13 protein-coding genes are annotated in these 13257 nt (G+C 71.4%); 5 read left to right on the forward strand and 8 right to left on the reverse strand.

The genetic code is table 11. The features are described from left to right. Nucleotides 1-10: 10 nt before the first annotated feature. Nucleotides 11-1204, reverse strand: coding sequence for a hypothetical protein (locus tag ACGFMK_RS39525; RefSeq protein ID WP_392774375.1), 1194 nt, complete (start codon nt 1202-1204; stop codon nt 11-13). A gap of 343 nt (nt 1205-1547) precedes the next feature. Here ACGFMK_RS39525 and ACGFMK_RS39530 point away from each other — a divergent pair, with 343 nt between their 5' ends. Next, a complete protein-coding gene (locus ACGFMK_RS39530; protein WP_392774377.1) occupies nt 1548-2144 on the forward strand; it encodes a hypothetical protein in 597 nt (198 codons plus the stop codon). On the opposite strand, the gene ACGFMK_RS39535 is transcribed toward ACGFMK_RS39530, so the two are convergent. From ACGFMK_RS39535 to ACGFMK_RS39545, 3 genes are all read right to left on the reverse strand, one after another. Continuing rightward, nucleotides 2125-2790, reverse strand: coding sequence for a response regulator (locus ACGFMK_RS39535; protein ID WP_392774379.1), 666 nt, complete (start codon nt 2788-2790; stop codon nt 2125-2127). The two genes, ACGFMK_RS39530 and ACGFMK_RS39535, sit on opposite strands and share 20 nt — an antisense overlap. Next, nucleotides 2787-3911 (reverse strand): sensor histidine kinase, encoded by a 1125-nt coding sequence (locus ACGFMK_RS39540; RefSeq protein ID WP_392774381.1) that lies wholly within the window; start codon nt 3909-3911, stop codon nt 2787-2789. Before ACGFMK_RS39540 ends, ACGFMK_RS39535 begins: the two co-directional genes overlap by 4 nt. A 76-nt stretch (nt 3912-3987) precedes the next feature. Continuing rightward, a complete protein-coding gene (locus tag ACGFMK_RS39545; RefSeq protein WP_392774383.1) occupies nt 3988-4821 on the reverse strand; it encodes a helix-turn-helix transcriptional regulator in 834 nt (277 codons plus the stop codon). 101 nt (nt 4822-4922) lie between these two features. Between ACGFMK_RS39545 and ACGFMK_RS39550 the strand changes: the two genes are divergently transcribed. From ACGFMK_RS39550 to ACGFMK_RS39560, 3 genes are read left to right on the forward strand one after another with little or no spacing between them, the layout of a single operon-like run. Next, entirely contained in the window at nt 4923-6353 is a 1431-nt protein-coding gene (locus tag ACGFMK_RS39550) for an MFS transporter (protein ID WP_392774384.1), read from the forward strand. Between the two features lie 54 nt (nt 6354-6407). After that, complete coding sequence (locus tag ACGFMK_RS39555) at nt 6408-6932, forward strand: RNA polymerase sigma factor (RefSeq protein WP_392774386.1); 525 nt, start codon at nt 6408-6410, stop codon at nt 6930-6932. Further along, the gene (locus ACGFMK_RS39560; protein WP_392774388.1) at nt 6925-7803 is read left to right on the forward strand and encodes a VOC family protein; all 879 of its coding nucleotides are present in this window, start codon (nt 6925-6927) and stop codon (nt 7801-7803) included. The genes ACGFMK_RS39555 and ACGFMK_RS39560 overlap by 8 nt, the downstream gene beginning before the upstream one ends. 167 nt (nt 7804-7970) lie before the next feature. On the opposite strand, the gene ACGFMK_RS39565 is transcribed toward ACGFMK_RS39560, so the two are convergent. The 3 genes from ACGFMK_RS39565 to ACGFMK_RS39575 form a co-directional block, all read right to left on the reverse strand. Beyond that, on the reverse strand, nt 7971-9737 hold the full coding sequence (locus ACGFMK_RS39565; protein WP_392774389.1) for a gamma-glutamyltransferase family protein: 1767 nt from the start codon (nt 9735-9737) through the stop codon (nt 7971-7973). Nucleotides 9738-9764: 27 nt separating this feature from the next. Next, on the reverse strand, nt 9765-10157 hold the full coding sequence (locus ACGFMK_RS39570; RefSeq protein WP_392774391.1) for a VOC family protein: 393 nt from the start codon (nt 10155-10157) through the stop codon (nt 9765-9767). Nucleotides 10158-10281: 124 nt separating this feature from the next. Then, nucleotides 10282-11586: a UDP-glucose dehydrogenase family protein gene (locus ACGFMK_RS39575; protein ID WP_392774393.1), complete on the reverse strand. Its 1305-nt coding sequence runs from the start codon at nt 11584-11586 to the stop codon at nt 10282-10284. Between the two features lie 140 nt (nt 11587-11726). Between ACGFMK_RS39575 and ACGFMK_RS39580 the strand changes: the two genes are divergently transcribed. After that, nucleotides 11727-12485, forward strand: a complete 759-nt coding sequence (locus ACGFMK_RS39580; RefSeq protein WP_323325443.1) for an SDR family NAD(P)-dependent oxidoreductase — start codon at nt 11727-11729, stop codon at nt 12483-12485. A gap of 41 nt (nt 12486-12526) precedes the next feature. On the opposite strand, the gene ACGFMK_RS39585 is transcribed toward ACGFMK_RS39580, so the two are convergent. Beyond that, nucleotides 12527-13186, reverse strand: a complete 660-nt coding sequence (locus ACGFMK_RS39585; RefSeq protein ID WP_392774395.1) for a class I SAM-dependent methyltransferase — start codon at nt 13184-13186, stop codon at nt 12527-12529. Between the last annotated feature and the right edge of the window lie 71 nt (nt 13187-13257).

Here is a 13257-nt window from a genome sequence, read left to right on the forward strand (position 1 = left end):
AAGCAACCGCTCAGCCGGGCGGCAGAACGGCCACGACGCTCTCCTGGATCGCCTTGAGCCGGGACCGCAGACCGGTCGAATCGGCGGTGCCCGCCTGGGACACGCCGATGCCGACGACCACCGCTCCCGAGGAGTACCAGAGGATGCCGACCCAGTTGTCGTTCCCGCGCTGGGTGTACATCAGGTCGTCCTCCGTGGGCCCGAGCCGGGTCGCGGCCAGCTTCGCGCCGGAGAGGTTCTGCCGCAGGCCCGCCGCGAGGTGTTTCGCGTCGAAGACCGACAACGTCGGGATCGCCATCATCAGGTTGCCGTCACGGGGCTTCCCGGTGTCGGACGACGCCCGGAAGATGATCTCCTTGGCGTTGTTGTTCCGGATCTGCGCCGCGTCGGCCTCGGTGATCACCTTCGCCTCGAGCGCCTTGTCGATCGACATCGTCGAGTTGTCGGCGTTCGGCTTGCCGGGCAGTGCGGGCAACCGCTGCTCGAGCGAGACGGAGGGATCGATCGCGCCGTTCGTCGCCGACGGCAACGTCAACGACGGCACCGGCGGCGGCGTCGTCGGTGGCAGCGCGGCTTCGGAGGGTTCGTCGGACCGGGTGCCCAGCCAGTAGGTACCGCCGACGATCAGGGCGAGCACCAGCACGACACCGAGGGTCAGGAAGAGCCAGGTCGGCCGGCGCGACGACCCCTCGGCGTCGTCGGCTCCCAGGTGCTCCCACCGGTGTTTGCCGCGGGCGTCCGGTTCCGGAGGATCCAGCGGTGGCGCCGAGCCCTCCGACACGACGGGCGGGAACCGGCTCGGTGTGGTGTGGTGCGCGCTCGGCCCGTCGACGCGCAGGTAGCGGGTCGGGGTGATGTCGGCCGGGCTCGGCGCGGTGGTCATGTGGTCCGGCAGCGCCGGGATCGGCGGGTGCGTCTTCGCGCCCGGCTGCTGGGTGCGCATCCACGGCCGTTCGGCGGGCGTCGGCGGCTTCGGCACCGGACGCGGCTCCGAGGTCGGCTCGGAGAGCCTGCCGAACCCGGGATTCGCGCTCTGCCAGGTGCGTTCCGTCGGCCGGCGCAACGGCGAAGGCACCGGTGACGGCACGGTGGCGCCGGAGGCGGCGGCGAGGAGCTCGTCACGCTGCTTGCGGTGCGCGGACGGCTCGATCCGCCCGGCTGCCAGGTCCGCGTCGAGTCGGCGCAGATCTTCCTGCCAGCTCATGTTCGACCCCCATCCACCGTTCGGGGCATCAGTCTGGCACGGAGGGCCGACCTGCGAGATTGCGGTTTGTGGTTGATCCGCAACGTAGCGGAAGAAGCGGCCTTTGTGGAGACTCCCAGCGGGTAACCGGACATCGGGCGGTCGTTAGCCCGAAGGTGTGACGTCCGCCGTGTCGGTGAACGTCGTCCCACCCCCGGACGCCTACTGAGCAGAGCATCGGCCGGGAAGGAGGCGCCGTGATCTGGATCTGCCTGGTCGCCGTCCTCGCCGTCGTGTTCCTGGTGCGGGCGTTCCGCGTGGTGCGACGGGTCCGGCGCGGCTGATCTGTGGTTGGGTCGACCGCGTGCCCCAGCTCGTGACGCGCCGGATCACGCCGGCCGGTTTCCTGCTCGCCCTGCTGCTCTTCCTCTTCCTGCCGTGCCTGGCCGCGTCCTGCGACACGCCGGACGGCACCCGGACCGAGGTCAGCTACTCCGGCGCCGACCTGGTCACCGGCCAGCAGAAGATCACCGGTGTCGACGGCCTCGGCCTGACCCCGGCGCAGCGAACGGCCGTGGCGGACAAGTTCGACATGCCCGCTCTGGTCCAGGTCCTGGCCATCGTCGCCGGGGTGCTGCTGGTCCTCGGGCTGGGGACGGCGTTGCTGCGGACCCCGAAGGCCCGGGCGTTGACGGCGGTCGTCGTGTCCGGGGCGGGCGCCGTGCTGCTCGTGGTGACCGAGGTGTTCGCGCTGGGGAACCTCACCGACAACGCGCGCCTGATCTCGGCCACCGTCTCGTCGCTGTCTTCGGGACAGGGCACCAACGCCGAGGACGAGGCCGTCGCCGCCGTCGAGCTGCGGCTCGGCTTCTGGCTGTCGGTGAGCTTGCTGCTGCTGGTCTTCCTGCTGAACGTCTTCGTCGCGCTGCGCCGCTCCCGCGTCACGGCCGACGTGGAGTGACCAGCCCGGACTCGTAGGCGAGCACGACCAGCTGGGCGCGGTCGCGGGCGCCGATCTTCGTCATGATGCGGCTGACGTGGGTGCGCGCGGTCGCCGTCGAAATCACCAGGTGGGCGGCGATCTCGTCGTTCGACATGCCGCCCGCGACCAGGCCGAGCACCTCGCGTTCGCGATCGGTGATCTCCCGGACGGCGCTGGTGTCGATCCGCCGGTTCTCCGGGCGGCCGACGAACTCCTGGATCAGCCGGCGCGTCACCGTCGGCGCCAGCAGGGCCTCCCCGCTGGCGACGACCCGCAGCGCGCGCAGCAGCTCGACCGGCTCGGTGTCCTTGAGGAGGAACCCGCTGGCGCCCGCGCGCAGCGCCTCGTAGACGTACTCGTCGATGTCGAAAGTGGTCAGTACCAGCACCTTCGTCGCGGCCAGCTCGGGGTTCGCGGAGATCCGGCGAGTGGCTTCGAGGCCGTCGACACCGGGCATCCGGATGTCCATCACGACGATGTCGGGTTTGTGCTCGACGGCGAGCGCGACGGCCTGCTCGCCGTCACCCGCCTCGCCGCAGACGTCGAAACCGTCCTCGGTCTCCAGCAGCACCCGGAACCCGGCGCGGACCAGCACCTGGTCGTCGGCCAGCAGGACGCGGATCATGCTTCTCCCTCGATCGGCAGTTCGACGAACACTTCGAAGCCGGTTCCGGCCGGCTGGGCCGTGAAGCGCCCGCCGAGCGCCGCGGCGCGTTCCGACATGCCGCGCAGGCCGTGGCCCGGCGTCGGCTGGGCGGCGCCGCGGCCGTCGTCGCGCACCCGCAGCGTGAAGGCACCCGGCCGGCGCTCGAACCGGACGTCGACGTGGGTCGCCTGGTCGGCATGCCGCACCACGTTGGTCAGCGACTCCTGCAGGATCCGGTACCCGGCGGCGTCGACCGGTGCCGGGAGCTCGCCCGGCTCGCCTTGGACGTCGACGGTCAGCCCCGCATCACGCGCGTGGGCCAGCAGCTCGGCGGCCTGGGCGAGGCTCGGCGCGGGCGCCTTGTCCTCCCCGGACCGCAGCACGGCCAGGGTCGCGCGCAGGTCCTTGAGGGCGGACGCGCTGGCCTCCTTGATGTTGAGCAGCGCCTCCTTCGCCTGCTCGGGCCGCCGGTCGGCGACGTGCGCGGCGACGCCGGCCTGGACGTTGATCATGGCGAGGCTGTGCGCGACGACGTCGTGCACCTCGCGGGCGATCCGCAGCCGTTCCTGTTCGGCGAGCCGGTGGCGGTGCTCGTCGGCCTGCTCGCGCCGGGCGGCGAGCGCGTCGAGCTGGTAGCGCACGGCCGTGCCGATCCCGACCACCGCCGTCAGCCAGACGACGAGGAACCCGGCGCCGAACTCCAGCGCGAACGACCCCGACGTGACGATGTGTCCCAGGTAGAGCGCGGCCAGCGCACTGGCGCCGGTGATCCCGGCGACGAGCGGGCCGCGCTGCCGGGTGAGCACGAACAGGGCGATCGTCGGCACGATGATGACGGGCCCGCCGGGGAACCCCGAGGCGTAGTAGCCGAACGCGGACGCCGTCGTGACCAGGAAGAGCGTCAGCGGGAAGCGGTGGACGAGCAGCAGCGTCAGCGTGGTGGCGACGAGCCAGGCGCCGGCGGCCGGCGTCATCTGCGGTCCCCCGGGCTGCCACCGCGACGCGCCACTGGTCGCGCCGAGCACGAAGCCGGTGACGACGACCGTGCGCACGACGCGCCCCACCCACGGGGACACGCGTGTCTGCGGCGGCCATCTCATGCTGCGAAAACTACCGGTCGCCCGGCCGCGGCGCGTCCGTCCTGAAGCGACTCTCCGCGTACGTCCGGCGCCGTAGTCAGCCGAACATGAGCGGCAGCTTGGACGCCGTCTCCTCGTCGGCCGGGGTGTAGGTCGACACGGTGATCTCCGAGCGGCGGCCGTAGTAGAGGTAGGTGAAGTTGAAGCACAGCAACCCGGCCTCGGGGTGCAGGTACCGCTTCGTGCGGATCGGCTCGGAGTTGACGTCGTGGTGCGGCCAGAGCTCGGCGAACAGCGGCGACTCCGCCTTCAGCCGCTTGACCAGCTGCTTCCACGCCGGCTCGGCGACGTGCTCGGCCATCGCCGCGCGGAACGACGCGATGACGCGCGGGATGTTCGTGTCCCAGTCCAGCATCCGCCTGCGCCACTCCGGGTTGAGCAGGCACTGGACGAGGGTGTTGCGGTCCTCGAACGGGATCGCGTCGACGTCGCCCATCAGCCAGCTGTAGCCGCGGTTGTAGCCCAGCAGGTCACAGCGGGCGTTGCGCACCGCGACCGGGTACGGCTCGAGCTTCTTCAGCATCAGCTCCAGCTGCGGCGAGAGGACCTGGCAGTCCTTCTCGCCGTCCGGCTCCGGGGCGCCGGCCAGCCGGAAGAGGTGGGTGTGCTCGTGCGGGTCGAGGCGCAGCGTGCGCGCGATCGCCAGCAGCACCTGCTCGGACGCGTTGATGTCGCGGCCCTGCTCGAGCCACGTGTACCAGGTGACACCGACCCCGGCGAGCTGTGCGACCTCTTCGCGGCGCAGCCCCGGCGTCCGGCGGCGGCCCACGAGCGGCAGGCCGACCTGCTCGGGCGTGATCCGCTCACGCCGGCTGCGCAGGAACCTCGCCAGCTCCTGGCGGCGGAGTTCGGATTCGACGGCGGCGGTCATGGTGCCAGGATGACACGCGCTCGAACCTGGTACCAGGTACTGACAGTACCCGGATAAACAACAACTGGTACCAGGTTAAATCGAGGTCGATCGTAGTACTCATGACCACGACCGAACTCGCGCCGAACACCACCGGCGTCCCCTCCCGGCCGGGACTGACCCCCGCCGGCCTGGTCACCGTGCTGCTGGGGGCGGCACTCCCGATCATCGACTTCTTCATCGTCAACGTCGCGCTCCCGACGATCGACGCCGATCTCCACGCGTCGACGGCGACGCTGGAGCTGGTCGTCGCCGCCTACGGCATCGCGTACGCGGTGCTGCTGGTGGTCGGCGGCCGCCTCGGCGACTCGTTCGGCAGGCGGCGGCTGTTCCTCGCCGGCCTCTGGCTGTTCACCCTGACGTCCCTGGCCTGCGGAATCGCCCCGACGGCGACGACGCTGGTGATCGCCCGCGCGGCGCAGGGAGCGGCGTCGGCCCTGCTGCTGCCGCAGGTGCTCTCGATCATCCAGGCGACGACGTCCGGCGAAGAGCGATCCCGTGCGCTCGGCCTGTTCGGCGCGACGGGCGGCCTCTCGACGGTCGTCGGCCAGCTCGCCGGCGGCGCGCTGGTGGCGGCGAACCTGTTCGGCACGGGCTGGCGGCCGATCTTCCTGGTGAACGTCCCGATCGGGCTGGTCGTGCTGGTGCTGGCGCGCCGGCTGCCGGAGAGCCGCGCGCACAACCCGCTGGGCGTCGACCGGCTCGGGACGGCGCTGCTGGCCGTGACGCTGCTGTCGTTCCTGGTGCCGCTGATGGAAGGCCGCGCGCTGGGCTGGCCGGTGTGGACCATCGTGCTGCTGGCGCTTTCGCCGTTCGCCGCGGCGGCGTTCGTGCACGTCGAGCGGCGGCTGGAACGGCGGGGCGGGACGCCGCTGCTGCCGCCGTCGGTGATGCGCCTGCCGAGTGTCCGCCGCGGCCTGACGGTGGGCGTCCCGTTCTTCGGCGCGTTCGGCGCGTTCATGTTCGTGTTCGCGATGACGCTGCAGGAGGGCCTGCACTTCGGGCCGCTGGGCGCGGGCGCCGTGCTGACGCCGCTGGCGGTCGTGTACTTCGTCGTGTCGATGCTGAGCAGCCGGCTGGTGACGCGCTACGGCCAGAAGGTCGTCGCGGTCGGCGGCCTGATCACGGCGGTCGGCATGGTGACGCTGCTGTGCACGTCGCTGGCGCAGTGGCCGAACCTGACGATCCTCGACCTGGCGCCGGCCATGGTCGCGATCGGTGTCGGCAACGCGCTGGCGATGACGACCTTGTTCCGGATCGTGCTGTCCCACGTGCCGACGGACCTGGCCGGGGTCGGCTCCGGCGTGATGACGACGACCCAGCAGACGTCACTGGCACTGGGCGTGGCTGTTCTCGGGAGCTTGTACGCGGCGCTCTCGGCACCGGGCGCGATGGGCGTGCGTGACGCGTTCGCGCTGGTCATCGGCCTGGTGGCGGTCCTGGCGGCGGTCGTCGCGATCACCGCGCGGCGCCTGCCGGACCCGCGGGTCTGAGGCCGTCGCAAATTCACCCGTCGGAAAAGTGCGCTCCCGAGCGACGATGAGGGTGTGACGGAACCTCGGGTACGACCGGACCCGGCCTTCGCGCTGCTCGGGCTCTACGAGACCGCGCTGCCGGAGGTCTACGGGTACCTGCTGTCCCGGTGCGGCGACCGCACGCTCGCCGAGGAACTGACGTCCGAGACGTTCCTCGGGGCGGTCGCCGCCTGTCGCAAGGAGTACGCACCTCCAGTGAGCACCGGGTGGCTGATCGGCGTCGCCCGGCACAAGCTCGCCGACCACTGGCGGCGCAGAGAACGTGAGGAACGCGGGTTGCGGCTGGTTCACGACAGTGAACCGGACGTCGAGGACCCGTGGGACGAGCGGCTCGACGCCCTGCGCGCGAGACAGGTGCTCGAATCCCTCGGGCCGCACCACCAAGCGGCGCTGACCCTGCGCTACGTCGACGGCCTCGGGGTGCCCGAGGTCGCCGGCCACCTGGGTCGCAGCGTGCACGCCACCGAGGCGTTGCTCACGCGGGCCCGCGCCGCGTTCCGGCGCGTCTACCAGGAGAAGGAGGGTCGCGATGCCTGAGCCGTTCGACGCGCTCCGCCGGCCCTCCGAGCGGGTCGACCCCGACCCGGACTTCGCCGACGAACTGCGCGACAACCTGCGTCGCGCGATCTTGAACGGAGCCGACATGACCACCACCGAAACACCGGTTTCGAACGCCGAACTACGTTCGCTGACGCCCTACCTGGCCGTGTCCGACGCCCGCGCCGCGCTCGACTTCTACGTCGACGTCTTCGGCGCGACCCGGCGCGGTGAGCCGATCCTGATGGACGACGGCCGCATCGGGCACGCCGAGCTGGCCATCGGCGACGCGGTGTTGATGCTCGCCGAGGAGTACCCGGAGATCGGGCACGTCGCGGCCGAGGGTGGGGCGTCGGTGCGGGTCGAGGTGCCGGACGCGGACGTCAGCGTGACGCGGGCGCTGGAACTGGGCGCGACGCTGATCCGCGCGGTGAGCGACTCGCCGTACGGCCGCGGCGGTGCGTTCCGCGACCCGTTCGGCCAGCGCTGGCTGGTGTCTCAGGCGGTGGCGAAGCCCGAGCCGCAGCCGAAGCCGGGCGAATCGATGTACTTCACGTTCCAGGTCCCGGACGCCGAGCCCGCGAAGACGTTCTACGGCGCGGTGCTGGGCTGGCAGTTCACCCCGGGCTCGGTCGAAGGAGCGTGGGGCATCGAAGGCCACGGCCGCCCGGGCGGCCTGTGGGGCGGCCCGGGCCGCCAGGTCGGCTGGAAGCTGATGTTCGCGGTGGACAACCTGGAAGCGGCCCTGACGCGGGTCCGCGAGCAGGGCGGCCAGGCGGGCGAGATCGAGAACCACCCGTACGGCTTCACGGCGGACTGCACCGACAACCAGGGCATCGAGTTCTGGCTCTGGGAGCAGCCGGCCAGCTGACGATTCCCGCCGCGGGTTCCCGCCGGGGAGGCCTGTCTGGGTCACCTACCCAGCGCCCACCCGCGCCCCTCGACGGGGAGCGGCTCGCCCTGCTGCACGGCGATCTCGCCGGGTTCGCCGACCTCGCCGGCGGGGTGCGGACGTTCCCGCGTGGAAGACGCGCGCCACTAACGACCCGCCGCGTAGCCCTGCATGCCGCGGGCGTTGGCCGCCGCGTGGAGCAGGCCGTCCGCGCGGGAGACCGCCGACAGGCGGCCGAGGGACCAGTCGCCCGCGTCCACGAGCTGGTGACCGCGGGCGCGCAGGCCGTCCAATGTGGACGCTCCGAGCCGGGACTCCACCACCAGCTCGCGCGGGTTCCAGGAACGTGGGTAGAACGAGCTCGGGAACGCCGTCGTGTGCCAGGCCGGCGAATCGATCGACTCCTGGAGGTTCAGGCCGCCGTAGACGTGTGCCAGCCAGAAGCACAGCTGCCACTGGTCCTGCTGGTCGCCGCCCGGGGTGCCGAAGGCGAGCGTCGGGACGCCGTCGCGCAGGGCCAGGGACGGCGACAGCGTGATGCGCGGGCGCTTGCGCGGCGCCAGGGAGTTCGGGAGGCCCTGCTCCAGCCAGAACATCTGCCCGCGCGAATCCAGGCAGAAGCCCAGCGACGGGATCGCCGGGCTCGACTGCAGCCAGCCGCCGGACGGCGTCAGCGACACCAGGTTGCCCGCCGCGTCGACGACGTCCAGGTGGACCGTGTCGCCGCGCGTCTCGCCCTGGGGGCCGACCGTCGGCTCGCCCGTCGCGCCGCCTTCCGCGCGAAGGCCCTGCAGCGAGTCCAGGATCGCCGGGAGACGCGCGGGTCCACGGGCGTCACCGGGTCGAAGCGCAGGGGACGCCTCGTCGGTGATCAGCGCGCGCCGGGAATCCGTGTAGGACGCGGAAAGCAGCACGTCCAGCGGGACGTCCGTGTCGCCGTACCAGGCCTCGCGGTCCGCGAAGGCGAGCTTCGCCGCTTCGACGGCCAGGTGCACGGTGCGCTCCGACGCCACGCCATCCACAAAGGACAGCTCGTCGCGGAAGCCGTGCATCAGCAGGGCCTGCTGCAACAAAGCCGGCCCCTGCGTCCAGCCGCCCATCTTCACCAGCCGCCAGTCGTCGACGTCGACCGAGACCGGGTCCTCGTAACCGGCCGACCACGACGCCAGGTCGTCGCCGGTGAGCAGGCCCGCGTGGTCGCGGCCGGAGTCGTCGCGGAACGCCTGACGGCTGAACGCGTCGATCTCCTCGGCGACAAAACCCTGTGACCAGGCACGCCGGCCCGCGTCGAGCTGCGCCTCACGGCCGGAGACGGCCTCGGCCTCGCGCAGCAGACGCTCCCAGGTGTCCGCCAGCGCCGGGTTGCGGTGCAGCCCGGACGCCGGTTTGCCGCCCGGCAGCCACAGCTCCGCCGACGTCGGCCAGTGCTCGACGAACAGCCGCTCGACGGCGCGGATCGTGTCCCCGACCCGCGGGACCAGCGGGACGCCGTTGCGCGCGTAGCCGATCGCGTACGACAGCACCGTGCGAAGCGACTTCGTGCCGTAGTCGCGCAGCAGCAGGAGCCAGCCGTCCCAGGCCCCCGGGACGGTCGCCGGGAGCAGGCCGCTGCCGGGGATGAGGTCCAGCCCGAGCGAGGCGAAGTGCTCCGGCGTGGCCCCCGCGGGCGACGGGCCTTGACTGGCCAGCGCCCGCGGGGTCGGGTCGTCCGCGGTCACGAAGAGGCCGGGTACCTGGCCCGCCGGTCCGCAGAGGTGCGGCTCGGCGACCTGCAGGACGAACCCGGCGGCGACCGCCGCGTCGAACGCGTTGCCGCCGTCTTCCAGCACCGCCATCCCGGTGGCCGAAGCCAGCCAGTGGGTTGATGCCACCATCCCGAAGGTGCCGGCCAGCTCGGGCCTCGTCGTGAACATGCCCCGATAGTACGCACTGCTAACGAATTACCAAGAGGCTGGACGACGCCGCTCCGGCTCGTACGGCTGCGTGATGATCTCCATCCCGTTGCCGCCGGGATCGAGGAAGTAGACGCCACGGCCGCCGTGGTTGTGGTTGATTTCGCCGACCTGCTTCCCCTGCGGATCGGCGTGGTAGGTCACACCGGTTTCGACGAGCCGCGCGAAGACGGCGTCGAAAGCGTCCTCGGGAACCAGGAAACAGTAGTGCTGCAGGCGAAGGTCCTGCTCAGGGATGGTCGCGAAGTCCAGACGGACGCCGTTGCGGACCTCGACCGGGATGAACGGGCCCCATTCCTCCCCGACCTCGAGGCCGAGCAGGTTCGCCAGGAATTCGGCGGATTTCCGGTTGTTCCGGGACGGGACGATCAGATGGTTCAATTCAACGGAAACGGATACTGACACGGTTGAAATGCCTCCGGGGCACTCCCGCCACCTCCATGCCTCACCCAGCCGGTGACCGACACGCGATGCCGTGCCGACGATCTTAGCCAGCGAGACGCGCTCAGGCGACCTTGATTCGCGCCGCCGCCCGCGGCCGCCCGACACCCTGCCAGGACAGCCCGGCCTCGACGATCACCCGCGGGTCCAGCAGGTTGCGCGTGTCGACGACGTCGATGCCGTCCATCAGCTCGGCCATCGCGGTCCAGTCGAGGCGCTTGAACTCGTCCCATTCGGTCAGCACGACGACCACGTCGGCGTCCTTCGCGACCTGGTAGGCGTCGTCGACCACGGTCATCCCGGGCAGTTCGCTGTCCACCGCCGGGTCGTAGGCGACCAGCTCCGCGCCGAGCGCGCACAGCACCGAGGACACGGCGAGCGCGGGCGAGTCGCGCAGGTCGTTCGTGCCGGCCTTGAAGGCCAGGCCCAGCACGCCGATCCGGGCGCCGGCCAGCGTGCCGCCGACCGCGCCGGCGATCTTCGCGACGATCCGGTCGCGCTGGGCGATGTTCTCGTCGATGGCCGAGGTCAGCATCTTGAAGTCGTAGTTCACCGACTCCGCGACCTTGACCAGCGCACTTGTGTCCTTCGGCAGGCACGAACCGCCCCAGCCCGGGCCGGGCTTGAGGAACGTCCGCCCGATCCGCCGGTCGTAGCCCATGCCCTCGGTGACGAGGTTGATGTCCGCGCCCAGCCGCTCGCACAGCTCGGCGATCGAGTTCACGTAGGACAGCTTCAGCGCGAGGTAGCAGTTCGCGGCGTACTTCACCAGCTCCGCGCTCGCCGCGTCGGAGACGACGACCGGCGCCGCGAGGTCCGCGTACAGGTCGCCGACCCAGCGGGCGGCCGCGAGGTCGTCCGAGCCGACGACGATCCGGTCCGGGCCCAGGAAGTCCGCGACCGCGGTGCCCTCGCGCAGGAATTCGGGGTTCGACACCACCGGGACGTCGGTGCGGCCGAGCATCCGTTCGATCCGCTTCGACGTGCCGACCGGCACGGTCGACTTGGTGACCAGCGCGCAGCCGGCGGGCAGGACGTCACCGATCTCGGCGGCCACCGCCTCCACCGCGCGCAGGTCGGCGGAGCCGCCGGCGCCCATCGGCGTCGGCACGCAGAGGAAGACGGCTTCCGCGGCGCGGACCGCGTCCCGCGCGCCGACGACGAACTGGAGGCGCCCGGCGGCGACACCGCGGCCGACCAGCTCCGCCAGCCCCGGTTCGAGAATGTCCACGCGGCCGGCGCGCAGCCTCGACACCTTCGCGCGGTCGACGTCCACACAGGTGACGTAATGACCAAGACTGGCCAGGCAAGCGCCCGTGGTCAGTCCGACGTAACCCGTTCCCACCACCACGATCCGAGCAGGCGTCATGCTGCTGAAGGTGACAGCCGGAGTTGACCACCGCGCTAACGGAACCGGTCGCCCTCGGGAGCGGTGAGCGAAGACACGAACCCCCGCGATGCGAACGAGCGTTAACCTTGGGCGAATCGAAGGACGAAGGGACCGCATACATGCAGATCACGGACACGGCCGCACTTGTCACCGGGGGCGCGTCCGGCCTCGGCGGGGCGACGGCGAAGGCCCTCGCGGCCAAGGGCGCGCGGGTGTTCGCGCTCGACCTGGCGCCGTCGATCGAGAAAGCCGAGCAGGTCGACGGCATCACCTACGTCGAAGCTGACGTCACCGACGTCGAGCAGGTCGAGGCCGCCGTCGCGACCGCGGCCGGGTCGGGGGTGCCGCTGCGGACCGTGGTGAACTGCGCCGGCATCGGGCCGTCCGCGCGGATCCTGTCCAAGAAGGGCCGCCACGACCTGGCGCTCTACGCGAAGGTCGTGCAGATCAACCTGATCGGCTCGTTCAACGTGCTGACGATCGCGGCCGAGGCGATCGCGCAGACCGAGCCCCTCGACGAGGGCGCCCGCGGCGTCATCGTCAACACCGCGTCCATCGCCGCCTTCGACGGCCAGATCGGGCAGGTCGCCTACTCGTCGTCCAAGGGCGGCATCGTCGGCATGACGCTGCCCGCGGCCCGCGACCTGGCCTCGCACGGCATCCGCGTGCTGACCATCGCGCCCGGCATCGTCGACACCCCGATGCTCGCCACGGTCAGCGACGACTTCCGCGCGTCGCTCGCCGCCGGCGTCCCGTTCCCGAAGCGCCTCGCGCGCCCGGACGAGTACGCGCAGCTCGCGCTGTCGCTGATCGACCACGACTACCTGAACGGCGAGGTCGTCCGCATGGACGGCTCGCTCCGCATGGCCCCGCGCTGACCTGCCCCGCCGGGGCACGCTGGGTGCCCCGGCGGTCGTGGTCAGCGGGTGAGACGGACCTCCAGGCCGACCCCCGCCTGCGTGACGGAACAGCCGCCGAAATCGCTTTCCGCGGCCAGCGCCTCGAACTGCGCCGGGGTGAACGCGCGGCGCCGCAGCCAGCCGAGCGTCTGGCGCACGGTGAAGCCGCTGATCACGCCCACGTTCATCGAGTCGACCTCACGGTTGATGTCCGCGCTCGTGGCCTCGTGGTTGAGGTCGTGGATCACCGCGAACCCACCCGGCCGCAGCACCCGGCGCATCTCGTTCAACGCCGTCACCGGCTGCCGGAAGTTCTTGAACGCGGCCTGGCAGACCAGCAGGTCGAACGACTCGTCGGCGAACGGCGCCGTCGTGACGTCCCCCTGCCGGAAAGCGATCTCCACGCCGGCTTTCCGTGCCTCTTCGAGGGCGATCTCGACCATCGTGTGGCTGATGTCGAGCCCGGTGACGCGGTAGCCGAGCTTCGCCAGTTCGACGGCGAAGAACCCGGGTCCGGGCGCCACCTCCAGGATCTCGGCGCCGGCCGCCAGCCCGGCCGTGACCTCGGCCGCCTGCCGCCGGTACTGCTTCAGCTGGGCGTCGGTCCCCCGGTTCTTCGCGTACCAGCGGGCCTGGAAGCCCTCCATCTCGGGCACTTTGTGCTTGCGGGTCGTCTCCATGGATCTCTCCTCTTCGGTTGAGCCGAACCGAAGAGCCGCCCGGTTATCCTTGCCGGTGCCACCTCGTGACC

This window comes from Amycolatopsis sp. NPDC049252 (genome assembly GCF_043197175.1).
GTDB lineage: Bacteria > Actinomycetota > Actinomycetes > Mycobacteriales > Pseudonocardiaceae > Amycolatopsis.